The 24,430-nt window shown below is 70.1% G+C and carries 22 protein-coding genes; 12 read left to right on the top strand and 10 right to left on the bottom strand.

Annotation, left to right across the window (positions count from 1 at the left end; translation table 11 throughout):
* Nucleotides 1–51 precede the first annotated feature (51 nt).
* From OU415_RS17450 to fahA, 3 genes are read left to right on the top strand one after another with little or no spacing between them, the layout of a single operon-like run.
* Complete coding sequence (locus tag OU415_RS17450) at nt 52–1,251, top strand: homogentisate 1,2-dioxygenase (protein WP_270949898.1); 1,200 nt, start codon at nt 52–54, stop codon at nt 1,249–1,251.
* A complete protein-coding gene (locus tag OU415_RS17445; protein WP_270949897.1) occupies nt 1,248–2,111 on the top strand; it encodes a hypothetical protein in 864 nt (287 codons plus the stop codon). The genes OU415_RS17450 and OU415_RS17445 overlap by 4 nt, the downstream gene beginning before the upstream one ends.
* Nucleotides 2,108–3,274, top strand: a complete 1,167-nt coding sequence (gene fahA, locus OU415_RS17440) for a fumarylacetoacetase (protein ID WP_270949896.1) — start codon at nt 2,108–2,110, stop codon at nt 3,272–3,274. Before OU415_RS17445 ends, fahA begins: the two co-directional genes overlap by 4 nt.
* A gap of 470 nt (nt 3,275–3,744) precedes the next feature.
* On the opposite strand, the gene OU415_RS17435 is transcribed toward fahA, so the two are convergent.
* Both OU415_RS17435 and OU415_RS17430 read right to left on the bottom strand, forming a co-directional pair.
* Nucleotides 3,745–4,143 (bottom strand): hypothetical protein, encoded by a 399-nt coding sequence (locus tag OU415_RS17435; RefSeq protein ID WP_270949895.1) that lies wholly within the window; start codon nt 4,141–4,143, stop codon nt 3,745–3,747.
* A 430-nt stretch (nt 4,144–4,573) separates the two neighbouring features.
* Nucleotides 4,574–5,761, bottom strand: a complete 1,188-nt coding sequence (locus tag OU415_RS17430) for a cytochrome P450 (RefSeq protein WP_270949894.1) — start codon at nt 5,759–5,761, stop codon at nt 4,574–4,576.
* Nucleotides 5,762–5,986: 225 nt separating this feature from the next.
* Between OU415_RS17430 and OU415_RS17425 the strand changes: the two genes are divergently transcribed.
* Entirely contained in the window at nt 5,987–7,390 is a 1,404-nt protein-coding gene (locus OU415_RS17425) for a serine/threonine-protein kinase (protein ID WP_270949893.1), read from the top strand.
* Nucleotides 7,391–7,475: 85 nt separating this feature from the next.
* Entirely contained in the window at nt 7,476–9,053 is a 1,578-nt protein-coding gene (locus OU415_RS17420) for a FadD3 family acyl-CoA ligase (RefSeq protein ID WP_270949892.1), read from the top strand.
* A 210-nt stretch (nt 9,054–9,263) separates the two neighbouring features.
* On the opposite strand, the gene OU415_RS17415 is transcribed toward OU415_RS17420, so the two are convergent.
* From OU415_RS17415 to OU415_RS17390, 6 genes are all read right to left on the bottom strand, one after another.
* The gene (locus tag OU415_RS17415; RefSeq protein WP_270949891.1) at nt 9,264–11,810 is read right to left on the bottom strand and encodes a polynucleotide kinase-phosphatase; all 2,547 of its coding nucleotides are present in this window, start codon (nt 11,808–11,810) and stop codon (nt 9,264–9,266) included.
* Nucleotides 11,807–13,210, bottom strand: coding sequence for a 3' terminal RNA ribose 2'-O-methyltransferase Hen1 (locus OU415_RS17410; protein ID WP_270949889.1), 1,404 nt, complete (start codon nt 13,208–13,210; stop codon nt 11,807–11,809). Before OU415_RS17410 ends, OU415_RS17415 begins: the two co-directional genes overlap by 4 nt.
* Before the next feature lie 92 nt (nt 13,211–13,302).
* Entirely contained in the window at nt 13,303–13,956 is a 654-nt protein-coding gene (locus tag OU415_RS17405) for a response regulator (RefSeq protein ID WP_270949887.1), read from the bottom strand.
* On the bottom strand, nt 13,953–15,056 hold the full coding sequence (locus tag OU415_RS17400; protein ID WP_270949885.1) for a sensor histidine kinase: 1,104 nt from the start codon (nt 15,054–15,056) through the stop codon (nt 13,953–13,955). Before OU415_RS17400 ends, OU415_RS17405 begins: the two co-directional genes overlap by 4 nt.
* A gap of 128 nt (nt 15,057–15,184) precedes the next feature.
* Nucleotides 15,185–15,952 (bottom strand): enoyl-CoA hydratase/isomerase family protein, encoded by a 768-nt coding sequence (locus tag OU415_RS17395; RefSeq protein WP_270949884.1) that lies wholly within the window; start codon nt 15,950–15,952, stop codon nt 15,185–15,187.
* A 133-nt stretch (nt 15,953–16,085) separates the two neighbouring features.
* A complete protein-coding gene (locus tag OU415_RS17390) occupies nt 16,086–16,760 on the bottom strand; it encodes a hypothetical protein (RefSeq protein ID WP_270949883.1) in 675 nt (224 codons plus the stop codon).
* A 340-nt stretch (nt 16,761–17,100) separates the two neighbouring features.
* On the opposite strand from OU415_RS17390, the gene OU415_RS17385 reads away from it, so the two are divergent.
* Nucleotides 17,101–17,295, top strand: a complete 195-nt coding sequence (locus tag OU415_RS17385; RefSeq protein WP_270949881.1) for a hypothetical protein — start codon at nt 17,101–17,103, stop codon at nt 17,293–17,295.
* An 11-nt stretch (nt 17,296–17,306) separates the two neighbouring features.
* On the opposite strand, the gene OU415_RS17380 is transcribed toward OU415_RS17385, so the two are convergent.
* On the bottom strand, nt 17,307–18,608 hold the full coding sequence (locus tag OU415_RS17380) for a flavin monoamine oxidase family protein (RefSeq protein ID WP_270949880.1): 1,302 nt from the start codon (nt 18,606–18,608) through the stop codon (nt 17,307–17,309).
* Nucleotides 18,609–18,809: 201 nt separating this feature from the next.
* Here OU415_RS17380 and OU415_RS17375 point away from each other — a divergent pair, with 201 nt between their 5' ends.
* The gene (locus tag OU415_RS17375) at nt 18,810–19,211 is read left to right on the top strand and encodes a cold-shock protein (RefSeq protein WP_270949879.1); all 402 of its coding nucleotides are present in this window, start codon (nt 18,810–18,812) and stop codon (nt 19,209–19,211) included.
* A 39-nt stretch (nt 19,212–19,250) separates the two neighbouring features.
* Here the strand turns inward: OU415_RS17375 and OU415_RS17370 are convergent, their stop codons facing one another.
* Entirely contained in the window at nt 19,251–19,406 is a 156-nt protein-coding gene (locus tag OU415_RS17370; protein WP_270949878.1) for a hypothetical protein, read from the bottom strand.
* 260 nt (nt 19,407–19,666) lie between these two features.
* Between OU415_RS17370 and OU415_RS17365 the strand changes: the two genes are divergently transcribed.
* From OU415_RS17365 to OU415_RS17345, 5 genes are all read left to right on the top strand, one after another.
* Complete coding sequence (locus OU415_RS17365; RefSeq protein WP_270949876.1) at nt 19,667–19,873, top strand: heavy-metal-associated domain-containing protein; 207 nt, start codon at nt 19,667–19,669, stop codon at nt 19,871–19,873.
* Between the two features lie 38 nt (nt 19,874–19,911).
* Nucleotides 19,912–22,176, top strand: a complete 2,265-nt coding sequence (locus OU415_RS17360; protein WP_270949911.1) for a heavy metal translocating P-type ATPase — start codon at nt 19,912–19,914, stop codon at nt 22,174–22,176.
* Between the two features lie 94 nt (nt 22,177–22,270).
* Nucleotides 22,271–22,507, top strand: a complete 237-nt coding sequence (locus OU415_RS17355; protein WP_270949875.1) for a hypothetical protein — start codon at nt 22,271–22,273, stop codon at nt 22,505–22,507.
* Between the two features lie 143 nt (nt 22,508–22,650).
* On the top strand, nt 22,651–23,805 hold the full coding sequence (solA, locus tag OU415_RS17350; protein WP_270949874.1) for an N-methyl-L-tryptophan oxidase: 1,155 nt from the start codon (nt 22,651–22,653) through the stop codon (nt 23,803–23,805).
* Nucleotides 23,806–23,885: 80 nt separating this feature from the next.
* Nucleotides 23,886–24,305 carry a CBS domain-containing protein gene (locus tag OU415_RS17345; protein WP_270949872.1) on the top strand — a complete coding sequence of 140 codons (420 nt, stop codon included), beginning with the start codon at nt 23,886–23,888 and terminating at the stop codon, nt 24,303–24,305.
* The last annotated feature ends 125 nt before the right edge of the window (nt 24,306–24,430 follow it).

Below are 24,430 nucleotides of genomic sequence, written 5' to 3'. Positions count from 1 at the left end.
AACTGCGTTCGGGGCGTTGGAGCCCTGGGCCGCTGCGAGGAGGCGAGGTCGATGGCGTACTACCGGCAGGTCGGCGATGTTCCGCCGAAACGGCACACCCAGCACCGCAGGTCCGACGGCGGTCTGTACTACGAGGAGCTGATGGGGGAGGAGGGCTTCTCCAGCGACTCCTCGCTGCTGTACCACCGCAACCTGCCCTCGGCGCTGGTGGACTCCACCGTCTGGGAGCTGCCGGACCTGGAGACCGAGCCGAACCACCCGCTGCGCCCGCGGCACCTGAAGCTGCACGAGCTGTTCGGCGGCCAGGAGTGGAAGCGCCACGACGTGGTCACCGGCCGGCGGCTGGTCCTGGGCAACGCCGACGTCCGGATCTCCTACGTCGTCGCCGGCGAGACCTCCCCGCTGTACCGCAACGGGATCGGCGACGAGTGCGTCTACGTCGAATCCGGTGCAGGCGTGGTCGAAACGGTGTTCGGCGCGCTGCCGTTCCGGCAGGGCGACTACGTGCTCCTGCCGCGCGCGACCACCCACCGCTGGGTGCCGAAGGGCGACGAGCCGGTGCGCGCGTACTGCATCGAGGCGAACTCGCACATCACCCCGCCGCGCCGCTACCTGTCGAAGTTCGGCCAGCTGCTGGAGCACTCGCCGTACTGCGAGCGGGACCTGCACGGTCCGGCCGAACCGCTGCTGTCCGAGGGCACCGACGTGGAGGTGCTGGTCAAGCACCGCGGCAGCCGGGGCATCGTGGGCACCCGGTTCGTCTACCCGGAGCACCCCTTCGACGTGGTCGGCTGGGACGGCTGCCTGTACCCGCACACCTTCAACGTCGCCGACTTCGAGCCGATCACCGGCCGCGTGCACCAGCCGCCGCCGGTGCACCAGGTGTTCGAGGGCAACAACTTCGTGGTGTGCAACTTCGTGCCGCGCAAGGTGGACTACCACCCGCTGTCCATCCCGGTGCCCTACTACCACTCCAACGTGGACTCCGACGAGGTGATGTTCTACTGCGGCGGGAACTACGAGGCGCGCAAGGGTTCCGGCATCGGCCAGGGCTCGATCTCGCTGCACCCCGGAGGGCACTCGCACGGACCGCAGCCGGGTGCCACCGAGGCCAGCATCGGCGTGGAGTACTTCGACGAGCTGGCGGTCATGGTCGACACCTTCCGCCCGCTGGAGCTCGGCGAGGGCGGCCGGGCCGCTGAAGACCCCGGTTACGCCTGGACCTGGGCGGGTCGGGGGCCGGAGCAGTGAGCATCCCGGACTTCGCCAAGGGGCTGTGCGACGACGCGGCGGTCTTCCCGCCCGGTCTCGCGCCGCTGCCCGACGCCGTCGCCGCGCACCTGCGGCACACCCGGTCGCCGTACGCGGCGCTGGTCGGTCCGCTCGTGCTCGCCGCGCCAGCGCTCGACGAGCTCCCCGGGCTGATCGGTCCCGACCAGCAGCTCGAACTCTCCGTCACCGCCCCGGAAGGCCCGGCGCAGCTGCCGGCCGTGCTCGCGGCGGTGGAATCCCTGCCGGTCCGCCTGCGTGCGCTGGAGGTCGCGGTTCCGGCCGGGCGGGAACCGGAGGAGTTCTTCGCGGCCCTCGACGCGGTGGGTGTCGACGAGGACGTGGCGGTGTTCGTGGAGGTGCCGCGCGACGAGCGCCGCCCGGAAGTCATCGCGACCTGCGCTTCGACCCGGTACCGGGCGAAGTTCCGCACCGGCGGCGTCAAAGCCGAGCTGTACCCCGACGACGCCGAGCTGGCCGTCGCGATCCGCGCGGTGGTCGAAGCCGGAGTGCCGTTCAAGGCCACCGCGGGGTTGCACCACGCGATCCGCAACACCGACCCGGCAACGGGTTTCGAGCAGCACGGCTACCTGAACCTGCTGCTGGCCACGGACGCGGCGGTGGACTTCGCCGACGAGGCGGAGATCGCCGGCGTGCTCGCCGAGCGGGACGCGCAGAAGATCGCCAAGCGGGTGGCGGAGCTGGACCGGGTGCGGGTCGTGGCGGCACGCGACCGCTTCCTGTCGTTCGGCACCTGCAGCATCGGCGAACCCCTGGCAGAACTGGTCGACCTCGGCCTGGTCCCGGCCGAGGTGCTCAGCGGAGGAGGAACCCACTCGTGATCGACATTCCGGACGGCTCGCTGTTCGGGCTCACCAACCTGCCCTACGGCGTCTTCTCCACGCCCGGGACCGAACCGCGCGTCGGCGTCCGCGTCGGCGATTCCGTCGTCGACCTGGCGGCGGCGCTGGGCGACGAGGTCTTCGCGCAGCCGGCGCTGAACGCGTTCATGGCCCAGGGCCACGACCGCTGGGTGCAGGTCCGCCAGCAGATCACCGAGCTGGTCTCGGGCGAGGTGCCGGACGAGGTGGTGCACCCGGTGGCCGAGGTGCGCATGCACCTACCGATCGAGGTCGCCGACTACGTCGACTTCTACGCCTCCGAGCACCACGCGTCCAACCTCGGGCGTCTGTTCCGCCCGGATTCCGAACCGCTGATGCCGAACTGGAAGCACCTCCCGGTCGCTTACCACGGGCGTGGTGGAACGGTCGTGGTGTCGGGCACGGACATCGTCCGCCCCAGCGGGCAGCGCAAGGCGCCGAGCGAGGACACCCCGACGTTCGGCCCGTGCCGCCGCCTGGACATCGAGGCGGAGCTCGGGTTCATCGTCGGCACCGGCAGCGACCTGGGCACCTCGGTGCCGGTGGACGAGTTCGGCACCCGGGTGTTCGGCGCGGTGCTGGTCAACGACTGGTCGGCCAGGGACATCCAGGCGTGGGAGTACGTGCCGCTGGGCCCGTTCCTCGGCAAGAGCTTCGCCACCTCGATCTCGCCGTGGGTGGTCCCGCTGCTCGCGCTGGAGGAAGCGCGGGTGGAAATCCCGCCGCAGAGCCCGGAACCGCTGCAGTACCTCAAGGAATCCGAACCGTGGGGCCTGGACGTCGAACTCGCGGTGTCCTGGAACGGCCACGAGGTCTCCCGCCCGCCCTACCGCGAGATGTACTGGTCGCCGGCCCAGATGCTGGCCCACATGACGGTCAACGGAGCCACCAGCCGCACCGGCGACCTCTACGCCTCGGGCACCATCTCCGGCCCGGAGAAGGACCAGCGGGGTGCGTTCATCGAACTCACCTGGGGTGGCAAGGAACCGCTGAGCATCGGCGGTGAGGAGCGCACGTTCCTCGAGGACGGCGACGAAGTCGCGATCACCGCCACCGCTCCCGGGGCCGGCGGCACCCGCATCGGTTTCGGCGAGGTCACCGGCCGGATCCTGCCCGCCACCTGAACGAACCGAAGGGCGCCTTTCGGCGTATCGCGCTGGGGTTGGTCGTGACCTGCACGGATGTTGGTTGGTGCACCATAGGTTCCCCACGAAGCGGCCCACAAGATCGTTTCCGTGCTTGACACGGCCGCCCCACGCGAGCTGGCTTTCCTCTCGGTCGTGCATGTCGCTGAACCATGAACGAAGGGTTCAGCGACATGACCAAGGTATGGGCCGAGCAGCTTCCGAGCGGGAACTGCTCCGCCCGGTTCCGGCACCCGATCACCCGTCGCGAGGAACGGGCCGGATCGCACCCGGGCGAAGACGCGGCGCTTGCCGCCGCGCGCAAGGCTGTGCGGGAGCTGGTGAGGCTCTACGACGGCGACCCAGACTCTGCGGCTGGTCGGCAGCGGTCCGAGGGCCACAGCAGAGGATTCGCTTGTAGGAGTTCGCCAGTGGCTCCGCCGGATATATCAGGCGCGGCAAGTTCCGTATCAACGGCTCGTTCGGAGCTCGTTTGCAGCGTTGCGAGCGAGAAGCGCTTCGAGCGCCGCGTACTCCGCCTCCTCGATTGCGGCCATGGCGTGGGCAACCGCGAACTCGGCATCAGCCTCTGCCACCTCGGCGTGCTTCGAGGCCTGCTTCACATCCAGCTCGTGGCGCTTTTTCTCGACACTGGCCTGGATCTGCTGAACGTGCCTGTCCCACGATTCTTGGAGATCTCGCCACCTGGCAGCGGCGTCGGACTTGGTCTTCTCGATCCGCTCGCGGATTTCTTGACTGCGTTCCTGGGCTGCGGTTCGGGCCTGGGCGGCATCTTCTTCCAATTTCGCGCGTTGGACCTCTGTCGCAGCATGAACCTTGTCCTCAACCTCCTTGGCCTTGGCTGACATGGTTGCAAGCGCATCTGACACAGCCATCGTGTCCCCCCGATACTTCGTTCCGCCATGAACGGTGGGTACGCCTAGAAACCCTGCATACCAACGCTACTCGGCACAGACGACCCACCATGTAGGGCCAGAAGTCCCCGCAAGGCATGGCCAGGGGCCGCGCCGAGCAGGCGGCAATGATGCTGGCTTGACGCGGGTACGCTGCGCGCCCTACCGCGTGGGGAACCTTGATCAACGGCGTGGGGCAAACGTGGGCTCGAAACCGTCACGCCACGTACCAACAGCAGATCAACAGCGAGTGTCTGTGCTGTGCTCGACCAAACCGCTGGCCACACCTCCCGTGACCAGCGTTTCCCAGGTCAGCGCCAAGCCTCCGAGAAAGGGCGCCTTCCGCCCGCGAAACCGGGTGGAAGGCGCCCCTTCGTCGCGGTGATCACTGGAGCTCGACGACCATGTCGCGGAGTTCGTAGCCGCCGATCGCGTCGTTGAAGGAGACGCGCGGTGGTGTGCGCAGCGCGACTCCCGGCAGGGCGAAGAGCTTGGTGAGGAAGATGTCGGACTCCAGGATCGCGACGTTCGCGCCCGGGCACTTGTGCGCGCCGTCGCCGAAGGACATCCCCGGGGGTGCGGCGTCGGTGAGCGGGCGGGCCGGGCACACCGCGAGGGGCTCGTCGCCGACCGCGCGCTGATCGGTGTTGGTCGCGCTGACCTGGACGTCGATCACGTCCCCGGCCGGGACGGTGACGGTCTCGCCGTCTTCGGCGGGCAGCTCGACGGGTGCGGTGGTGCGGCGCTTGAGGTGTCCGACCACCGGTTCCAGGCGCAGCAGCTCGTGCAGGATCGCGATCCGCTCGGTCTCCTCGGCAGCGCGGTAGCGGTCGCGGAGCGCGTCGTTGGTGAACAGGTGCCAGGCCGCCAGGTTGACGAATTCCCTGGTGGTGACCATGCCCGCCGCGGCGAAGGTGATGCACTCGCCGAGGATCTCGGCAGACGAGCAGCCCTCGTCGAGCAGGTGCGAGATCAGGTCGTCGCGGCGCTGCGCGCGTCGGGCCCGCACGGCCGGGCGCACGTCGTTGAAGAAGATGCCCGACCAGTTCCTGGCCTGCCGCCACACCCAGTACAGGCCGTTGAGGCTGGTGAAACCCGGTTCGCCGAACTCCTCGGGGAAGAACCGCTCCAACCGCTGCGCCAGGCCGGGGCGGCTCTCGGTCAGCCCGATCACCGCGCACGCCACGTCGATGGCGAGGTTGAAGCTCAGCTCCGACAGCCGCGCGTGGCCTTCGTGGCGGAGCTTGGCCAGCTGCTCGTCGGCGACCCGCTCCATGAGGCCCCGGTAGGCCTCGTCCACCCGCCGCGGCGTGAAGTACTTGGCGGTCTGCCGGCGGTGCTCGCGGTGCTCGGGGCCGTCCCGGTAGAGCACCGGGCGCCGGATCTTGGCCGGCATCTTCTCGACGGTCTCCACGCCGAGCCCGGCCTGGACGGTGTCGGTGCTGCGCAACGCGGCGCGCGCGGCGGCGTGGCCCCGGACCAGCCAGACCCCGTCGCTGCCGCGGCTCACCGGGCAGCCGCCCAGCTCCTCGCCGCGCTCGATCTTGCGTTCGTCCGTCGGGTCGGTCGACATCGGGGACCGGTCCTTTCCGCTGCCGGGGGCGTCAGATCATGATCCACTTCTTCTAGCAGGCCGGGTGCCGCGGACGCAGCAGGTGGGTCGCATTCGTAGCGCAATGTTGACCGTCGGTGCTCGCATGTCGGGACAATCGCTGGTAGACGGGTCGGGTCGGGTCGTGTGCTTTGCTGCGCGTCACCCAATAGGATGACGGGAAGTCGGTTTGAGGAGTTGCGCACCGTGAAGTGGCAGTTCGGCCCGTACCGCGTGGAGGGATTGATCGCGAGAGGCGGCATGGGTGAGATCATGCGCGCCTACGACACCCGCCACGACCGCGTGGTCGCCCTCAAGCTGCTCGCCGCGAACCTGGCCGCGGACGACGAGTTCCGCGACCGGTTCAAGCGGGAGGCGCACGCGGCCGGCCGGTTGCGGGAGCCGCACGTCATCCCGATCCACGCCTACGGCGAGATCGACGGCCGGCTCTACCTGGACATGCGGCTGGTCGAGGGCGGCGACGTCGGTTCGCTGCTGGGAGCGAACGGCCCGATGCGCCCGGCGGACGCGGTGGCCATCCTGGAGCAGGTCGCGCAGGCGCTGGACGCCGCGCACGCCGAAGGCCTGGTGCACCGCGACGTCAAGCCGTCCAACATCCTGGTCGCCGAGAACGGCTTCGCCTACCTGGTCGACTTCGGCATCGCCGCGTCGCTGCGGGCCTCGGGGAACCTGACCTCCACCGGCTACGCCGTCGGCACCCTGGCCTACATGGCGCCGGAGCGCTTCGAGGACGGTCCGGTGGACCACCGGGCCGACGTGTACTCGCTGGCCTGCGTGCTCTACCAGTGCCTGACCGGGGCGAAGCCCTTCGCAGGCGATACGGCGGCTTCGCTGATCAACGCGCACCTCAACCACCAGCCGCCGCTGCCCTCGGCCGCCCGCGGCGACCTGCCGCGGGAGTTCGACCACATCGTCGCCCGCGGCATGGCGAAGAACCCGGCCGACCGCTACGACAGCGCTGGTCAGCTGGCCAGGGCTGCCAGCCAGGCGTTGACCAGCGTCACCGCCGTTCCGAGCGAGTACGCGCCGGTGACCGCAGCGCCGCCGCGCCGCCGTGCGCGCTGGCCGTACGTGGCCGCAGGCGTCGGTGTGCTCGCGGTGCTCGCCGGGTCGATCGCCGTCGCCAGCGCGATGCGGACCGAATCGGGCCAGGCGATCCCGGCGGAGACACCGCCGACGGCGGACGAGCCGCTCGATTCGGTCGCGCCGACCAGTGCGGGCGAGGAGCCCGCGGAGGCGACCGAGGCGGGTGCGGACTCGGAGACCGCACCGGCGACACCGGTGCAGACCAAGTGGTGCCAGACGCTCACCTACGAGGGGGAGGAGCGCGGCTCCGGTTGCTTCGAGGCGATCGGTGACCACCTGTTCGCGCACGACACCAGCAAGGACGGCATGTGGATCCAGACGGTCGCCGAGACCGACTACGGCCGGGTGGCGGTGTGCAAGGACCTCAACTCCATGGGTGATCCGGTCGACTGCAACTTCGACATGAAGGAGAGCGGCCGGGTGCACTTCAAGGTCGAGCTCTGGGACGGCAAGGCCAAGCTCGGCGAGACGCCCTGGTCCGACTTCGTGCCGATCGGCCAGTAGGCCGATTCGGGCAATCGGCCCACGCGGCTGGCCAAGCAAGCGCTCGGGGAGTTAGCTTACCAAGCACTTGCTTGGAGGTGGTTCCGTGTCCGGGAGCGAGCCGCTCACCGTCCCCGCCGCAGTCGCCCTTGCCGCGCAACGCTTTCCGGATTCGGATTCGCTGCTGGACGGCCCGGTTCGGCTGAACTTCGCGCAGCTGCTGGACCGGGTGCGGACCGTGGCGCGCGCCCTGATCGCCGAAGGCATCCGGCCCGGCGATCGGGTCGCGCTGTGCTCGCCGAACACCCACCACTGGGTGCTGGCCGCGCTCGGCGCGCTGTACGCGGGGGCGACGCTGGTGCCGATCAACACGCGGTTCACCGGCTCCGAGAGCCTCGACGTGATCCGGCGTTCGCGCGCTCGAGCACTGGTGATCGCCGGGGAGTTCCTGGGCGTCGACCGGCTGGCCCAGATCCGCGACGTCGACAGCGCAGCGCTCGACCAGCTGCGCACCATCATCCGCGTCCCGGTCGAGGGCGAGTTGGAGCCGGTCGAGGGCACCCGCCGCTGGGACGACCTGGACGCGCTGGCAGCAGCGGTCCCGGAATCGCAGGCCGACGAGGTGGCGGCGGCGGTCACGCCCGACGACGTCAGCGACATCCTGTTCACCTCGGGCACGACGGGCCGGAGCAAGGGTGCGATGAGCGCCCACCGCCAGGCGCTCGGCGTCGCCCGGTCCTGGGCGGCCAACAGCGAGCTGACCGGCGAAGACCGCTACCTGGTGATCAACCCGTTCTTCCACAGCTTCGGCTACAAGGCGGGGCTCCTGCCTTGCCTGCTGCGCGGTGTCGCCGTGCTGCCGCAACTGACCTTCGACGTCGCCGAAGTGCTCCGCCGTGTCGAAGCCGACCGGATCACGGTGCTGCCCGGCCCGCCGACCATCTACCAGTCGATGCTCGACCACCCCGACCGGGATCGCCACGACCTGTCCAGCCTGCGCCTGGCGGTGACCGGCGCGGCAACCGTCCCGGTCGTGCTGGTCGAGCGGATGCAGCGGGAGCTGACCTTCGACGCCGTGCTCACCGCCTACGGGCTGACCGAAGCCGTCGTGGTGACGATGTGCCGGCCCGATGACGACGACGAGACGGTGGCCAGCACCTGCGGGCGCGCCACGTCCGAGCTCGAAGTCCGGATCGCGGGCAAGGACGGTGCTGTACAGCCCGCGGGTGAGGCGGGGGAGGTCCAGGTGCGCGGGCCCAACGTCATGCTGGGCTACCTCGACGACGAAGCCGCGACCGAGCAGGCCTTCGACCGAGGTGGCTGGCTGCGCACCGGCGACATCGGCACCCTCGACGAGCGCGGGTACCTGACGATCACCGACCGGCTCAAGGACATGTACATCTGCGGTGGTTTCAACGTCTACCCGGCCGAGATCGAGCAGGTGCTGTCAAGGCTGGACGGAGTCGTGGACGTGGCCGTGGTGGGAGTGCCCGACGAACGCCTCGGCGAGGTCGGCAAGGCGTTCGTCGTCGGCAGCGCGGATCTGTCCACCGAGGACGTGATGACGCACTGCCGGGACCGCTTGGCGAACTACAAACGGCCCCGGCAGGTCGAGTTCCGCGCCGAACTACCGCGCAACCCCTCAGGCAAGATCCTCAAACGCCTCCTGCGCGACCTGAAGTAGCGCTGACGTGTTTTCGATCTTTTGCTGGGATTCGCCGCCAGGCGAATAGCCCACCCTCGGCGCTTGCACCGCCGCGGGTTCTCAGCGTTCGCCTGGCGAGGACGGCCCGACTGCCGTGTATTGGCATAGTCGGGCACCCGCAGTCCAGGCGGGCGCTGAGGTTCCGCCACCCGCACCGCCCCGCAAAACGAGTGCTTCAGACAGGTTCCCCTACAGCCGCGGGTCCACCGGCTCGGATTCCAGGGCCAGCACGGCGAAGACGCACTCGTGGACCCGCCACAGCGGTTCACCTCGCGCCAACCGCTCCAGCGCCTCCAACCCCAAGGCGTACTCGCGGGCCGCCAGGCCGCGCTTGCGGCCCAGGCCCCGCTGCCGCAGCCGGTCGAGGTTGGCCGGTTCGGTGTAGTCGGGGCCGTAGATGATCCGCAGGTACTCGCGTCCGCGCACCTTCAGCCCCGGCTGCACGAGACTGCGCTTGCCCCTGGTGAGGTTGGCCGCCGGTTTGACGACCACGCCTTCACCGCCAGCTCCGGTCAGCTCCTCCCACCAGGCGATCCCGGCGGCGGTGGAGGTCGGGTCGGTGGTGTCCACCGCGAGCCGACGGGTCGTGGCGAACAGCTCCGAATCCGCCCGCACCAACCGGTCCGCCAGCTCCAGGTGCCAGCCGTGCTCGCGGTCGTGGTAAGTGCGTCCGTCGGTGGCCAGGAGCTGGAACGGCGCCAGCCGGACCCCGCGCAACCCCTCGGTGGGCCAGCAGTAGCGGCGGTAGGCGTCCCGGTAGGCGCTGGCGTTGCCGGCCCGAGCACGGGTCTTCGCCAGCAGCTCGCCGACGTCGACACCCCGCTCGGCTGCAGCAGTCAGCGACTCCAGCGCGGGTGGCAGCGCCGCCTCCGCCGCGGCCCCGACCGAGGCGTACTGGTCGGTGATCAGCGCACCTGCCTTGGCGCTCCACGGCATCAGCTCGGCGTCCAGCAGCAGCCAGTCGGTGTCCAGTTCGTCCCACAACCCGGCCGAGGTCGCCGCCGCGCGCACCCCGGCGAGCAGCTCCGCCTCCTGCTCCGGGACGAAGAACGGGCGCCCGGTCCGGGTGTGCACCGCGCCGGAGCCCTCGATGCCGAACCGGCCCGTCGCATCGTCCCGGCAGACCAGGACGACCGCGCGGGAGCCCATGTGCTTCTCCTCGCAGAGCACGTCCTGCACACCGAGCGCCCGGTAGGCGGCGAACGCTTCCTCCGGGTGTTCGAGCACGTCGGGCCGGTCGGAGGTGGCGACCGGGGCCATCGTCGGCGGCAGGTAGACCAGCCACCGCGGGTCGATGGCGAACCGGCTCATCACCTCCAGCGCGGCGGCCGCGCGCTCGGGCTGGACCGAGATGCGCCCGTGGTGCCGGGTTTCCACGCTCCGCCGCCCGGCGACGTCGTCGAGGTTGAGCACCCCCGGCTCGCGTCGCGACACCGGCTCCGGAGGTGGCTGCCCGGACGGCAGGAGCGGGCGCGACGGCTCGTACCAGACGCGCTGAGCCGCGACCGACACGACTTCGCGCTCCGGATAGCGCAACGCGGTGAGCTTGCCGCCGAACACGCAGCCGGTGTCCAGGCACATCGTGCCGTTGATCCACTCCGCTTCCGGCACCGGAGTGTGGCCGTAGAGCACCATCGCCCCGCCCCGGTACTCGTCGGCCCACGGGTAGCGCACCGGTAGCCCGTACTCGTCGGTTTCCCCGGTGGTCTCGCCGTACAGTGCGAAGCCGCGGACGGTTCCCGACGCCCGGCCGTGGTAGCGCTCGGGCAGTCCGGCGTGCGCGACCACGAGCTTGCCGCCGTCGAGCACGTAGTGCGCGATCAGCCCGCCGCAGAACTCCTCGACCTGCTTGCGGAAGTCCGCCGGCTCGGCCGACAGCTGCGCGAGGGACTCGGCGAGCCCGTGGCCGAGGCCGACGTTGCGCCCGCGCAGCGCGCGAGCCAGCTTGTCGTCGTGGTTGCCGCACACGACCAGCGCCGTGCCGGCCGCGACCATGCCCATGACCAGCCGCAGCACGCCGGGCGTGTCCGGGCCGCGGTCGACCAGGTCGCCGACGAACACCGCCCGCCGCCCGGCCGAGTGGGCGGCCCCGACCGCCCGCTGCTCGCCGTCGCGCTCGATGGCGTACCCGAGATCGCCGAGCAGTTCCTCCAGTTCGGCCCGGCAGCCGTGCACGTCGCCGATGACGTCGAACGGTCCGGTCTCGGCGCGCTTGTCGTTGAGCAGCGGCTGCACCTCGATGCTGGCCGCTTCGACGTCCTCGACGCTGCGCAGCACGTGCACTCGCCGAAAGCCTTCGCGCTGCAAGGACTTCAGCGATCCGCGGAGGTCGGCGCGCTGCTTGCGCACCACGTGCGGACCGAAGTCGCGGTCGGGCCGCTCGGCGTTGCGCTCCTGGCACACCGAACCCGGCACGTCGAGCACGATCGCGACCGGGAGCACGTTGTGCTCCTTGGCCAGTCCGACCAATGTGGACCGCGCGCTGCGCTGCACGTTCGTCGCGTCGATCACGGTCATCCGCCCGGCGGCCAGCCGCTTGCCCGCGACGTAGTGCAGCGCGTCGAATGCGTCCGCGCTGGCTGACTGGTCGTTCTCGTCGTCGGCGACCAGACCGCGGAAGAAGTCGCTGGACAGCACCTGGGTCGGCGCGAAGTGGGTGCGCGCGAAAGTCGACTTGCCCGAGCCGGAAGCGCCGATCAGCACCACCAGGGACATGTCCGGAATGGACAGCTTCATCGGGCCACCTCCGCCCTGGTGAGCACTGCCAGCTGCGTCGGCGCGCCGACCTGCGGGTCCACCGGGCCGACCGGCAGGTGCTCGGCGGTGTAGCCGTACCGCTCGGCCACTGCGCCGGTCCACTCCTGGAACTGGTCCCGAGTCCACTCGAAGCGGTGGTCGGGGTGCCGGAACTGCCCGGCGGGCAGGCTCTCGAATCGCACGTTGTACTCCGCGTTGGGCGTCGTCACCACGACCGCGCGCGGCCGGGCGGCGGCGAACACCGCGTTCTCCAGCGCGGACAGCCTGGTCGGGTCGACGTGTTCGATGACTTCCACCAGCACGGCGGCGTCGTAACCGGCGAGCTCGGGATCGACGTAGGTGAGCGCGGACTGGCGCAGCACGAGCCGTTCGCGCTGGCGCTGCGGCAGCCGCTCGAACCGGCGTTCCGCCAGTTCCAAGGCCCGCGTCGAGACGTCGACCCCGACGATCTCGGTGAACGCCGGATCTTTCAGCAGCTCGCTCAGCAACGCCCCGCTACCACAACCGAGGTCCAGCACGCGCCGCGCACCACATGCCTTGAGCGCCGCGAGCACGCTGCGGTGGCGCTGCACGGCCAGCGGCACGTCGGAATCGGGAGCTTCAGCGACCACCGGTTCGGCCAGCGCGTTGTCCAGTTCGCCTTCGGCGTCGCCGGATTCGGCGAGCTGCGCCAGCGCGGAACGCACGTAGGACTTGCGGTGGGCGAGGTAGCGATGGCTGATCAGCTCCCGCTCCGGGTGCTCGGCCAGCCAGCCGTCCCCGGCGCGCAGCAGCTTGTCCACCTCATCGCCGTGGACCCAGTAGTGCTTCGCGTCGTCCAGCACCGGGATCAGCACGTACAGGTGCCGGAGCGCGTCGGACACGCGGAGGTCCCCGGACAGCTGGAGATCCACGTACCGCGAGTCGCCCCAGCCGGGCACCTGCGGGTCCAGCGGTATCGGCGTGGCCTCGACCTGCCAGCCGAGCGGCTCGAACAACCGGGTCGCGAGACCGGCCCCGCCGCGGCAGGGGACCGCGGGAACCCGGATCCGCAGCGGGATCGGTGTGGCGGCCAGCTCCGGCCGCGCATCGCAGCGCCCGTTCAGCGCCGTCCGGAACACCGAGCCCAGCGCCACCGCGAGCAGCGACCCGGCGGCGTAGGGCCGGTCGTTGACGTACTGGCCGAGCGCGAACGAATCGTTGTGCTTGCCGCGCACCAAGCCGACGGGGTCGACGTCCAGCAGCAGCGCCGCAGTGCACTCGTCCTGTTCCGCGACGGGGTAGAAGACGTGCGCGTTCCCGCCCGCGACCGGGAACGCCTGAGCTTTCCCGGGATGCTTGTGCAGCAGGAAGCCCAGGTCGGTCGCGGGGCTGTGCGTGGTGCTGATGGTGACGAACACACCTCGAGTCTGACGCAATCGACCGCTCCGGCGAAGCGATTTTCGGAGAATCGGCCACGCGAATCCACAGTGGACTGTCCGGAGGGGACGCCTCAGTCGGCGAGACCGGATTGGTAGGCGAACACGACGAGCTGGGCGCGGTCGCGCGCGCCGAGCTTGACCATCGCCCGGCTCACGTGGGTGCGCGCGGTGGCCGGGCTGACCACCAGGCGCTCGGCGATCTCCTCGTTGTTGAGCCCCTCGGCGACCAGGCCGAGCACCTCCCGCTCCCGCTCGGTCAGGGTGTGCAGCTGGGGGTGCGGGCGGCGGGCGCGCGGCTGCATCGAGACGAACTCGCGGACCAGCTGGCGGGTGGCGGACGGCGCGAGCAGCGCGTCACCACCGGCGACCAGCCGGATGGCGCGGAGCAGGTCGACCGGCCTGGTGTCCTTGAGCAGGAACCCGCTCGCGCCACCGCGCAGCGCGCTGAAGACGTACTCGTCGATCTCGAAGGTGGTCAGCACGATCACCCTGGTCCCGGCCAGGTCGGGATCGGCCGAGATCCGCCGGGTGGCCTCCAACCCGTCCACACCGGCCATCCGCACGTCCATCAGGACCACGTCCGGCCGGTGCTCGCGCGCGGCGGCCACCGCGGCCAGCCCGTCGGCGGCCTCCCCGACGCAGGTCAGGTCGTCCTCGCTGTCGATGAGGGTGCGCAGCCCGATGCGCACCAGGTCCTGGTCGTCGACGATCAGCACGGAGATCACGGGGCTCCTTCGAGGGGCAGGCGGGCGCTGACGGTGAACCGGTCGTCCGCGGTGGGACCGGCCTCGAACTCACCGCCCAGCGATGCGACCCGCTGCCGCATGCCGGGCAGGCCGAGCCCACCACCGCCCGCGGACGAGCCGGGCAGCGGGTTGGTGACGGTGAGCGCAACGGCGTCCTCGGAGTGCTCGATGGTCACCTCGGCGCGCTTGTCGTTGCTGTGGCGCAGCACGTTGGTCAGGGACTCCTGCAAGATCCGGTAGCAGGTCAGGTCGACCACCGGCGGCAAGCTCCGCGCCTCGCCGACGGTGCGGAGCTCCACCGACACGCCGGCCTCGCGCATGCGTTGCAGCAGGTCGTCCAGCCGCCCCAACCCCGGTGTCTGCCCGCTGGGGCGACGAACCACCGCCAGCGTCGCGCGCAGCTCGTCCAGCGCGTCGCTGCTGGTGCGGCTGATCGCATCCAGCGCGACCTCGGCCTGCTCGGGCTTCTTCGCCAGCACGTGCAGCGCGACGTCGGCCTGCATCTTGATGGCGGCCAGCCCGTGCCCGACGACGTCGTGCACCTCTTGCGCGATGCGCAACCGCTCGTCGTCGACGCGCTGGCGTAGCTGCTCGGCCCGGTCCCGCTCCGCCGACTCGCGCTGCAGCCGGACGACGCTGCCGATGGCGAACGGCACGGCCACCCACGCCGAGCCGGGGATCACCGCGAACAGGCTCGACGGCCCGGACAGGGTGGTGAAGATGTGCACCAGCTGCACCACGAGCACGCCCAGCGCGACCGGCACCGACGTCGACGGCGGCCGGTGCCGGGCCAGCGAGTAGACCGCCACGATCAGCGACAGCAGGATCGGGCCGTAGGTGTAGCCCAGCACCAGGTAGGTGGAGGTGAACAGCGCGACCGCACCGGCGGCGATGACGGGCTGCCTGCGCCGGAGCACCAGGCTCAACCCCGCGGCGGCCACCAGCCCGAGGCCTGCGGCGTCCAGCGGCCGGAGCGCGGTGCCCGACCACCGGTTCGCCATCGTGGTGCCCACCAGCCCGATCAGCGTGATCACGACGGCGAGTGCCACGTCCGCGCTCAACGATCGCAATGCCCGCATGCGGCGAATTCTCGCCGATCCGGCGGCGCGAGGAGTCGGCTCGGGAGCGAACATCCGCCTACTCCTCTCGACGTACCCGGTTCTCGACCAAGGTACCGCCGTGGAGAACCTAGTCCGATGTGGACGACTCAGCGGTTGCCGTACGGGAAGTCCGGTGCGCGGCGTTCCAGGAAGGCGGCGATGCCTTCGGCGCTCTCCCCGGTTTCGGCCGAGGTCCGCTGCCAGTGCTCAGCCCGCTCGTCGAGCGGTGAACCGCGGTGGGCCAGGTCGACCAGCTCCTTGGAAGCGCGGACGGTGAGTTGCGAGCGGGAGGAGATGGTCGTGGCCAGCTCGCTGACGCGGGCCTGCGGGTCGTCGACGACCTCGTCCACCAAGCGCATCCGCAGGGCGTGCTCGGCGTCGAAGAAGTCGGCTGAGAACAGCAGCAGCTTCGCAGCCGACGGCCCGACCAGCTCGGTGAGCCGGGCGATGCTCGACCGCGGGTAGACGATGCCGAGCTTGGCGGGCGTGATGCCGAACGTCGCCGAATCCGCCGCGATCCGGATGTCGCAGGCAGCGGCCAGCTGGCAGCCACCGCCGATGCACAACCCGTTGATCAGCGCGATGGTGGGCAGCGGGAAGTCGACCAGGGCGCGCTCGGCGGCCACCGTCGGGTTCTCCGCCGCGCCCTCGATCGCGTGCAGCTCCGAGATGTCCGCCCCTGCGCAGAACGTGCCGCCGGCACCGGTGAGCACCACGACGCGTGCCGCGGGATCGACGGCGGCCGCGCACAGCAGCTTCGGGAGCTGCCGCCACATGCTCTCGGTCATCGCGTTGCGCCGGTCCGGGTTGTCGATCGTGATCCACGCGGTGTGCCCGACGACGTCCAGGTCCAGCCTGCCCTTGGCGTTGCTCATCGACTAGTCAGCTTCCCTCGCTCGTGGGCACGTGCCGCGCCGGGTGAGATCGTGGATCTCATCCTCGCCGAACAGCCCGCCCGGGATCGAGGCTATGTGCTCGACCCAACCCGGTGCCTCCGGCGGGCGGCGACTATTTCGGGGTGAGCGCGACAGCTGCTTCGGAGATCGTTTCGAGCACCACGGGCGAGGGCTCGCCGCTGGTGGGTTCGGTCTCGGCGAGCACGACCACCTTCCCGCTGACCTTCGAGTCGTAGTGCTCCCCGGTGAACGGGACGTTCTCGACCAGCGGGCGGATGTCGCCGGTGCCGTGCTCGTCGATGAGCCGGCGGAGCTCGCGGGCGTCCGAAGTGCTGCGCATCCGGACTTTGGAGACCAGCACCGACACGGTGTTGCCGTTGTCGTCGGTGAGCGGGAACTGGACGCGGTGCAGATCGGCGCACGGGGTGCGGGCGAAGAACTCCTGCACCTGGCCGAAGGAGAACGCCCAGCACTCGACGGCGCTTTTGGCCTGCTCACGGCCTTGGCGCAGCTTCAACTGCCGCCACGCTTGCCGGGGTTTCCCCTGCCGGGCGGTCTTCTGCGCTTTGGTGAGGTTCGACTGGATGTTGCGCACGACGGCGGATTCGGCGGCGGAGAGCGCGGAGCTCCCGGTGGAACCGCCGAGCACGCCGGTCCCGATGCCCCCTGACGCGGAGAGCGCGACTGCCGTTCCGGCGGCAGCCACGGCGAGTCCGCCGCGTCCCTTGGCTTTGTGGATCGGATACGTCTTGCCGTTCTTATTCGTCCGGAACCCGATGGGCGGCATTCCGCTCCTCTCGCCTTCGGTCGTCTGCGGTCGGCAGTGTCCGAAATGCGCCTCCGGGCAGTCGCGCGTTCGTTCGCTCGTGACCGGTTCGGAGCAGCGGATTCACCTGGTCGAACCAGTGGTCGATAGCCGTTGCGACGTTCGGGGGTTACCGGGAGGGGGCGGCGTTGGTCGTGCCGGGTGGCTTCGAACGGCGCTCGGTGGTTACGGAGCGAGTTCTCGTGGTGGCGCTCAGTGGATCGTTCGGCCTGGACCGGGGGTATTCGGCCACCCGATCGTGCAAACCTGGCGCAGAGTGGCGAGGATCAGGGGTGAGCCGATCGGAAAGACAGGAGCGGACATGGACGAGGTGACCAACCGTCGCCTGACGGAGGTGCGTTCGTTGGCCGAGGAACTCAACCCCGAGGACATCGAAGCGGAGATCGGTCGCGCGCGGATCGAGGCGTACCAGGCGGGCATGCGGTTCGCCGCCGACTACGTCGAGCACGGCCCCACGCGCGAGGAACGTCCGAACATCCCGCTCCCGCGCGTGTGAGCCGTCCTCGCTCAGCCTCTCGGTCCGCGCAGGGCTTCGTGCGCGGACCGGGAGGCGCGCAGACCGCTCTCGACCGCGCCGTCGATGAAACCGGCCCATCCGGTGGCGAGGTCCGAGCCCGCGAAGCGGACCGCGCCGTGCGGCTCCTGCAGGGCGGCCAGGTACTTGGTCAGCTGGCCCGGTCGCTGCATCGGCCAGGTCTCCCGGGAGAACTCGTCGGCCATCCAGTTGTGGCCGGCGACGTCGACCACTTCCAGGTCGTCGCGCCACGCCCGCAACGCGCGGGTGACCCCCTCGACGTCGTCGGGGGCGAGATCGGCGGCGCGGGTGCCGAAGGCGACCAGCAGGGTGTCGCCCTCCACCGCGTATTCGGGGTGGACGAAGGTCAGGTCGTGGTCGTCCGGCGCGTAGCCGGTGAACGGCGCGACCTCGCCGCGCACCCGGATCCACGTCTTCAGCCCCTGCGACGCGGTGCGCTCGGCGCTGGCGGCCAGTTTGGCGGCAGGTAGTGCGGGCTCGAAGTCGATGCTGCTGAGCACGTTGAGCGGCAGCGTGCAGATCACCTGCCGTGCCGTGATGCGGCTGCCGTCAGCGGTGGTGACGGTGGCACGGCCGGAGTCCTGCGAGACGCTCGTGACCGCTGTGCCGAGGCGGAGTTCGGCGTTGCTGTCGGCGGCGATCGCTCCGATCAGCGCCCCGGTGCCCTCGACGAGCCGGTAGCCGGAGGTCGCCTGGTGGAGCAGGGGCCAGTTGCCGGACGCCGCCGAGCACCAGCGCATCGCCTGGGTGAGCCCGGAGACCGCGGCCGGGCCGTTGAAGTGCTCGGCCCACACACCGGTGGTCACCTCGCGCTCGGCGGGATCGAGGTCGATCTTGGCGAAGTAGTCGGCGACCGAGAGGTGGTCGATCTGGTCGAGGTCGGCGCGGTGCAGCGGCTCGTAGGGGAGCGGGAACCACTCGCGGCTCTCGCGCGCCAGCCGGTCCATGCCGCGCGAGATCAGCGCGTCGAACTCCTCCGGACTGCTCTCGTGCCTGGTGCCGCCGGCGATCCAGTGGACCGCCTGCGAGGCCGGACTCGGCTCGACGCGCTGGCCGTACCGGGTGACTTCGGTCCAGACGTGCGGCTGCAGCCAGTGCACCCAGGTGCCGCCCATCTCCAGGCGCCGGCCCAGGCGCTCATCGGTCCAGGTCCGCCCGCCGATGCGGTCCCGCGCTTCGAGCACGGCGACCGAGTGCCCCCGCAGGGACAGCTCGCGGGCTGCGACGAGACCGGCGAATCCGGCACCGATGACCACGACGTCGTAGGAATCCATGCGCACTCCCCGCATTCCGGGATTGGTCCGAAGCGCATTCTGTTCGGTCGTCGGCGGTGCCCCTATCCGCCGATCGAGCGGTGGGGTCCGCGGGGTGTTCGCGTCCTATGTGGACTGGTGGCACCGGTCCAGTGCGGAGCGGTACACTGCCGGTCCCGCGGATGGGGTGCGGGGTTCGTGGTGAAAGTTGGGAACTGGTTGATGGTTACCGGCAAGGTCGTTCGGTTCGACGAGGTTCGCGGGTACGGGTTCGTGGCCCCCGAGGTGGGCGGCGAGGACGTGTTCATCCACGTCAACGATCTGACCTTCGACAAGCGGCTGGTCGCTCCGGGGGTGGTCGTGGAGTTCGACCTGGAGGAGAGCGACCGCGGCCCGAAGGCGTCGAACGTGCGCATCGTGCGGCAGGTGCCGGCGCAGGCGGGGGAGGGCGGAGCTCCGGCGCCCGATGAGGAGCTCTTCGACGTGCTCTCGGCCAAGGAGTTCCACGAGCTGATCACCGAGTCGTTGCTCGGCGCCTCGCCGAGCATGACCGCTGAGCAGATCCTGCAGGTGCGGCAGAAGCTCACCCAGGTCGCCGTGCGGCACGGCTGGGTCGAGGCCTAGCCGGCACCCGCGCGCCCGGCACGCGGATGCCGGCCGCCGTCAGTCCTCGTCCGGCTTGGCGTGGTTGGGCACGCCCGGGTGCGGGTCGCGGGACAGGTCGATCAGCGGGTGCACGTCGGCGCCTTCCGGCGCGGCGTGGCGGTGCCTGCCCGACTCGGCGTCGCCGGACGTCGGGCGCTCGGATTCGGTGCTCAAGGTGCTTCCTCCGTGGACCGGTGTTGCGCGATGCCGGTCGGCGATCGCAGGTCGACATCAGCATGCCAACCGCGTTCCGCGCGCGCCGGGAGGGCGGGCTGGTCGAGACCCGTGTCACACCCGGTCTCGGCGGTACCCCTGGCCGGTACTACCGTCCAGCGTGGCGCCGACCGCGAGTGTTGACCACTATACCCCCCTAGGGTATAAATTCGGGTGTGGAGGCGCGCAGGTGGCGCGCGGAGCGTGGAGAGGTGGCGCAGATGAGCGAGACGACCTACACCGTGACCGGCATGACCTGCCAGCACTGCGTGCTCTCGGTGACCGAGGAGGTCGGCGAGATCGACGGCGTGACCGGTGTTCAGGTCGACCTGCCGACCGGGGTCGTCACCGTCACCAGCGACCAGGAGATCGGTGCGGACCAGGTGCGCGCCGCGGTGGAAGAGGCCGGATACCAGCTGGCCTCGTGACCCGCGGCCGCTGCTCGTGAGGATGTGACTTGGCGGAGATGACCGACGTGCACGACACCAGCCCTGTCGCCGGGCAGCAGGTCGAACTCGAGATCGGCGGGATGACCTGCGCTTCTTGCGCGGCGCGGATCGAGCGCAAGCTGAACAAGCTCGACGGTGTCGCGGCGACCGTCAACTACGCGACCGAGAAGGCCAAGGTCAACGCTCCGGAGGGTCTCGACCCGCAGCGGCTGGTCGAGGTCGTCGAGGCCGCCGGCTACAGCGCCACCCTGCCCGTGCCGGAGGAGCCGGAGGCCGAGGAGGAGGACGATCCGACGCGGTCGTTGCGGCAGCGGCTGGTGGTGTCGGCGGTGCTGTCGGTGCCGGTGATCGCGTTGGCGATGGTGCCGGCGTTGCAGTTCACCTACTGGCAGTGGATCTCGCTCGTGCTGGCGGCGCCGGTGGTGCTGTGGGGGGCTTTGCCGTTCCACCAGGCCGCGTGGGCGAACGTGCGGCATGGTGCGGCCACGATGGACACCTTGGTCTCGATGGGGACCTTGGCGGCGTTCTCGTGGTCGGTGTACGCGTTGTTGTTCGGTTCTGCTGGTGTGCCGGGGATGACGCATCCGTTCGAGTTGACGATCGAGCGGATGAGTGGTGATGGGTCGATCTATCTCGAGGTTGCTGCTGGGGTGACGACGTTCATCTTGGCGGGGCGGTATTTCGAGGCTCGGTCGAAGCGTCGTGCTGGTGCGGCGTTGCGGGCGTTGTTGGAGTTGGGTGCCAAGGACGTCGCGGTTCTGCGCGATGGCCGTGAGGAACGGATCCCGGTTGAGCGGCTGGCGGTCGGGGATCTCTTCGTGGCTCGGCCCGGGGAGAAGATCGCTACTGACGGTGTGGTCGAGGAGGGTAGTTCGGCGGTCGATGTGAGCATGTTGACCGGTGAGTCGGTGCCGGTCGAGGTCGGTCCTGGCGACAATGTCGTGGGTGCGACGGTCAATGCTGGTGGCCGGTTGGTCGTGCGGGCGACTCGGGTGGGTGCGGACACGCAGTTGGCGCAGATGGCCAAGCTGGTGGAGGACGCGCAGACCGGCAAGGCGGCGGTGCAGCGGTTGGCCGACCGGATTTCGGCGGTGTTCGTGCCGATCGTGATCGCGCTTGCGTTGGGCACGCTGGCGTTCTGGCTCGGCACCGGCGCGACGGCATCGGCGGCGTTCACCGCGGCGGTCGCGGTGCTGATCATCGCGTGCCCGTGCGCCCTTGGTCTGGCCACGCCGACTGCGCTGCTGGTGGGGACCGGTCGTGGTGCTCAGCTGGGCATTCTGATCAAGGGTCCGGAGGTGCTGGAGTCCACTCGTCGTATCGACACCGTGGTGTTGGACAAGACCGGCACCGTCACCACCGGGCAGATGTCGTTGGCCGGTGTGCACGTGGCGGACGGTGTCGACGGTGAGGAAGTGCTGCGCGTCGCTGGTGCGTTGGAGAACGCTTCCGAGCACCCGATCGCCCAGGCCATCGCCCGCGGGGCGCGGGAGCGCGTGGGCGAACTACCTGCCGTGGAGAGCTTCGCGAATGTCGAGGGGCTCGGTGTGCAGGGCGTGGTCGACGGGCGTGCGGTGCTTGTCGGGCGTTCGGCGCTGCTGGCCGAGTGGAGCGCGCAGCTGACCCCGGAGCTGATTGAGGCTAAGTCTGCTGCTGAGGAGCAGGGAAAGACCGCGGTTGTGGTCGCCTGGGACGGGCAGGCTCGTGCGGTGCTGGTCGTGTCTGACACGGTCAAGGCGACTTCGGCCGAGGCAGTGGCGCAGCTGCGGGGGCTTGGTTTGACTCCGGTGTTGTTGACCGGGGACAACGAGGCCGTGGCCCGGTCGGTGGCCGCCGAGGTCGGCATCGACGAGGTCATCGCCGAAGTCCTGCCCAAGGACAAGGTCGAGGTCGTCACGCGGTTGCAGGCCGAGGGCAAGGTGGTGGCGATGGTCGGTGACGGTGTCAACGACGCCGCCGCTCTGGCCCAGGCCGACCTCGGGTTGGCGATGGGCACCGGCACCGATGTGGCGATCGAGGCCAGCGATCTGACCCTGGTCCGCGGGGATCTGCGGGCCGCGGCGGATGCGATCCGGTTGTCCCGCCGGACGCTGCGCACGATCAAGGGCAACCTGTTCTGGGCCTTCGCCTACAACATCGCCGCCCTGCCGCTGGCCGCGGCCGGACTGCTCAACCCGATGATCGCCGGAGCCGCCATGGCCTTCAGCTCGGTGTTCGTGGTCTCCAACAGCCTCCGCCTGCGCACCTTCCGCAGCGCGGTCGCCAGTGCGCCGCTGAAGTAGCGCGTCACCCTCGGTGCCCGTCGACTCCTGTGTTCGGCGGGCACCGTTGTGCTCGGCAGGTGCTGTGGCGGGCGTATTGGGTTAGAACAGGGGTATGGCCGAGTTCAACGCGTCCGACTTGCAGCCGGGCCAGATCGAGTCCAAGGACAACGGCGAGCGGCTGGGCCGCTCCACCGGAGGGTGCTTGGTGCAGCTGCGCCGCCGGGTTTCCGCACCGGGGTTCGCGGTCACCGTCGACGCCGAAGCGCGCCCGGGCGTGCCGACCGAGCTGCTGACCCAGGAGTGGGCCGCGGCCAACGCCGCGTTCTCCCGGTTCATGCGCGAGTTCTGACCGCACGCTCCACAGAGGACTTCGCCAGGCGCAAGTCCTGCTTTGGCATGCGGGCGAAATGAATGGTGCTGGGGACCTTGTGCCGGGACGTTCGTCGATCGAGGATACGTTCCACGTTCGCCCCTAGGTCTCCCGGAGCGCGCATGTCGCACACGTTCACCAGCCGGTCAGGACGAGAACTGGACGCCCAGGTCGGCATCGTCGGCACCGGCACCATGGGAAGCATGCTCGCCTGGCAGCTCGCCCGCCGCGGCGTGCAGGTGCTGGCTTTCGAGCAGTTCTCGCCCGGGCACGACCGGGGTGCGGTCGGCGGTGAAACCCGGCTGTTCCGCCTCGCCTACGCCGAAGGCCACCAGTACGTGCCGCTGCTGCGGGACTCCCTGCGGTTGTGGCGGGAACTGGAGGAGGAAGCAGGCGCGAACATCCTGGCGCAGTGCGGAGGATTGACGATCGGCGACTCCGGAAGCGACTACATCGCCGGACTGCTCGCCAACGCACGCGACACCGATGTGCCGGTCGCGGTCCTGTCCACCGCCGAAGTCGCCGAGCGCTACCCGCAGCACGGCCTGCTCGACGGTGAGATCGCGGTGCTCGACGAGCAGGCCGGTTACCTGCGCTGCGAGCAAGCGGTGCTCAGCGCCACCCGCGTCGCCGAGCGATCCGGGGTGGAGGTGCTGCGCTACACCGAGGTCACCGAACTCGTCGAGGACGGCGACAGCGTCCTGGTGCGCACCGCGGACGGATCGTCGTACCGGGTCGGGCAGGTGGTGGTGGCCGCCGGTTCGTGGTCCGCCCGCTTCCTGCCGGACGAACTGGCCGGTGTGGTCCAGTCCCGGCGAGTGCTGCTGAGCTGGTTCGGCACCGACGACATCGACGCGTACCGGCCCGACCGGTTCCCGATCTTCATCCACCACGGCGGTGGCCGGCACGTCTACGGCATGCCGACCGTGGACGGCGTGATGGTCAAGATCGCCGGGGCCGTCGCGGCCCACCCCGTGCCCGCACCGGAAGCCGTGCAACCGCGGCACAGCGCGGCCGAGATTCGCGAAGTCGCCGACGCCGTGGGGAAATTCCTGCCAGGACTGGATCCGGAGCCTATTCGCACCGACGCCTTCACCGACCTCTACACGACCGATGAACGGCCACTCGTCGGACGAGTCGGCGAGCGGACCGTGGTGACCACCGGGCACTCCGGGCGGGGCTTCAAATATGCCCCCGGGGTGGCCGCGGTGGTGGCCGATGTGCTGTCCGGCAACGACGATCCGCGCTACGACTTCATGTCGCCGAAGCGGTTCTGACGCCCCGGCGTCGCGGTTTCGGCCCCGTGCGGTGCGGGGTATTGCGAGGGCAACCAGCACCGCCGTTGAAAGGACCAGCCATGACCACCGCGCGCGACATCATGCATGCAGGGGCCAAATGCGTGAACGAGGACGACAGCCTGTACACGGCCGCGCAGATGATGCGCGACCTCAAGGTCGGATCGCTGCCGATCTGCGGTCGCGACAACCGGTTGCACGGCATCATCACCGACCGCGACATCGTGCTGCGCTGCTGCGCGGAAGGCCGCGACCCGGCCGAGGTGAAGGCCGGTGAACTGGCCCAGGGCAAGCCGCACTGGGTCGATGCCGGATCCGACGTGGCCAAGGTGCTGACCATGATGGAGCAGTACCAGATCCGCCGGGTACCGGTGATCGCCGAGCACCAGCTCGTCGGCATGATCAGCGAAGCGGACCTGGCCCGCCACCTCACCGACGAGCAGTTGGCGCACTTCGTGGAGAGCGTTTACGCGGCCAGGTGATCCAGCCGTGCTCAGCACCCGGCTGCGGCGGCCGGGTGCTGAGCACTGCGCTCCGGGAAGCGGCCGCCCAGCGCGATATTTATGCTGGTCATTGCCCTACCCGGATTTAGGGTGAAGGGGGCGGA

Source organism: Saccharopolyspora oryzae (assembly GCF_027853915.1).
Taxonomy (GTDB): domain Bacteria; phylum Actinomycetota; class Actinomycetes; order Mycobacteriales; family Pseudonocardiaceae; genus Saccharopolyspora; species Saccharopolyspora oryzae.
This window is presented reverse-complemented; position numbering and strand designations above follow the sequence as displayed.

Excerpts from the sequence above, each read along its gene's own strand:
- OU415_RS17450 (WP_270949898.1), top strand. The coding sequence starts at position 52 with ATGGCGTACTACCGGCAGGTCGGCGATGTTCCGCCGAAACGGCACACC.
- OU415_RS17435 (WP_270949895.1), bottom strand. The coding sequence starts at position 4,143 with ATGTCAGCCAAGGCCAAGGAGGTTGAGGACAAGGTTCATGCTGCGACA.
- OU415_RS17430 (WP_270949894.1), bottom strand. The coding sequence starts at position 5,761 with ATGTCGACCGACCCGACGGACGAACGCAAGATCGAGCGCGGCGAGGAG.
- OU415_RS17415 (WP_270949891.1), bottom strand. The coding sequence starts at position 11,810 with ATGAAGCTGTCCATTCCGGACATGTCCCTGGTGGTGCTGATCGGCGCT.
- OU415_RS17400 (WP_270949885.1), bottom strand. The coding sequence starts at position 15,056 with ATGCGGGCATTGCGATCGTTGAGCGCGGACGTGGCACTCGCCGTCGTG.
- OU415_RS17395 (WP_270949884.1), bottom strand. The coding sequence starts at position 15,952 with ATGAGCAACGCCAAGGGCAGGCTGGACCTGGACGTCGTCGGGCACACC.
- OU415_RS17390 (WP_270949883.1), bottom strand. The coding sequence starts at position 16,760 with ATGCCGCCCATCGGGTTCCGGACGAATAAGAACGGCAAGACGTATCCG.
- OU415_RS17385 (WP_270949881.1), top strand. The coding sequence starts at position 17,101 with ATGGACGAGGTGACCAACCGTCGCCTGACGGAGGTGCGTTCGTTGGCC.
- OU415_RS17380 (WP_270949880.1), bottom strand. The coding sequence starts at position 18,608 with ATGGATTCCTACGACGTCGTGGTCATCGGTGCCGGATTCGCCGGTCTC.
- OU415_RS17375 (WP_270949879.1), top strand. The coding sequence starts at position 18,810 with ATGGTTACCGGCAAGGTCGTTCGGTTCGACGAGGTTCGCGGGTACGGG.
- OU415_RS17365 (WP_270949876.1), top strand. The coding sequence starts at position 19,667 with ATGAGCGAGACGACCTACACCGTGACCGGCATGACCTGCCAGCACTGC.
- OU415_RS17360 (WP_270949911.1), top strand. The coding sequence starts at position 19,912 with ATGACCGACGTGCACGACACCAGCCCTGTCGCCGGGCAGCAGGTCGAA.
- OU415_RS17355 (WP_270949875.1), top strand. The coding sequence starts at position 22,271 with ATGGCCGAGTTCAACGCGTCCGACTTGCAGCCGGGCCAGATCGAGTCC.
- solA (WP_270949874.1), top strand. The coding sequence starts at position 22,651 with ATGTCGCACACGTTCACCAGCCGGTCAGGACGAGAACTGGACGCCCAG.
- OU415_RS17345 (WP_270949872.1), top strand. The coding sequence starts at position 23,886 with ATGACCACCGCGCGCGACATCATGCATGCAGGGGCCAAATGCGTGAAC.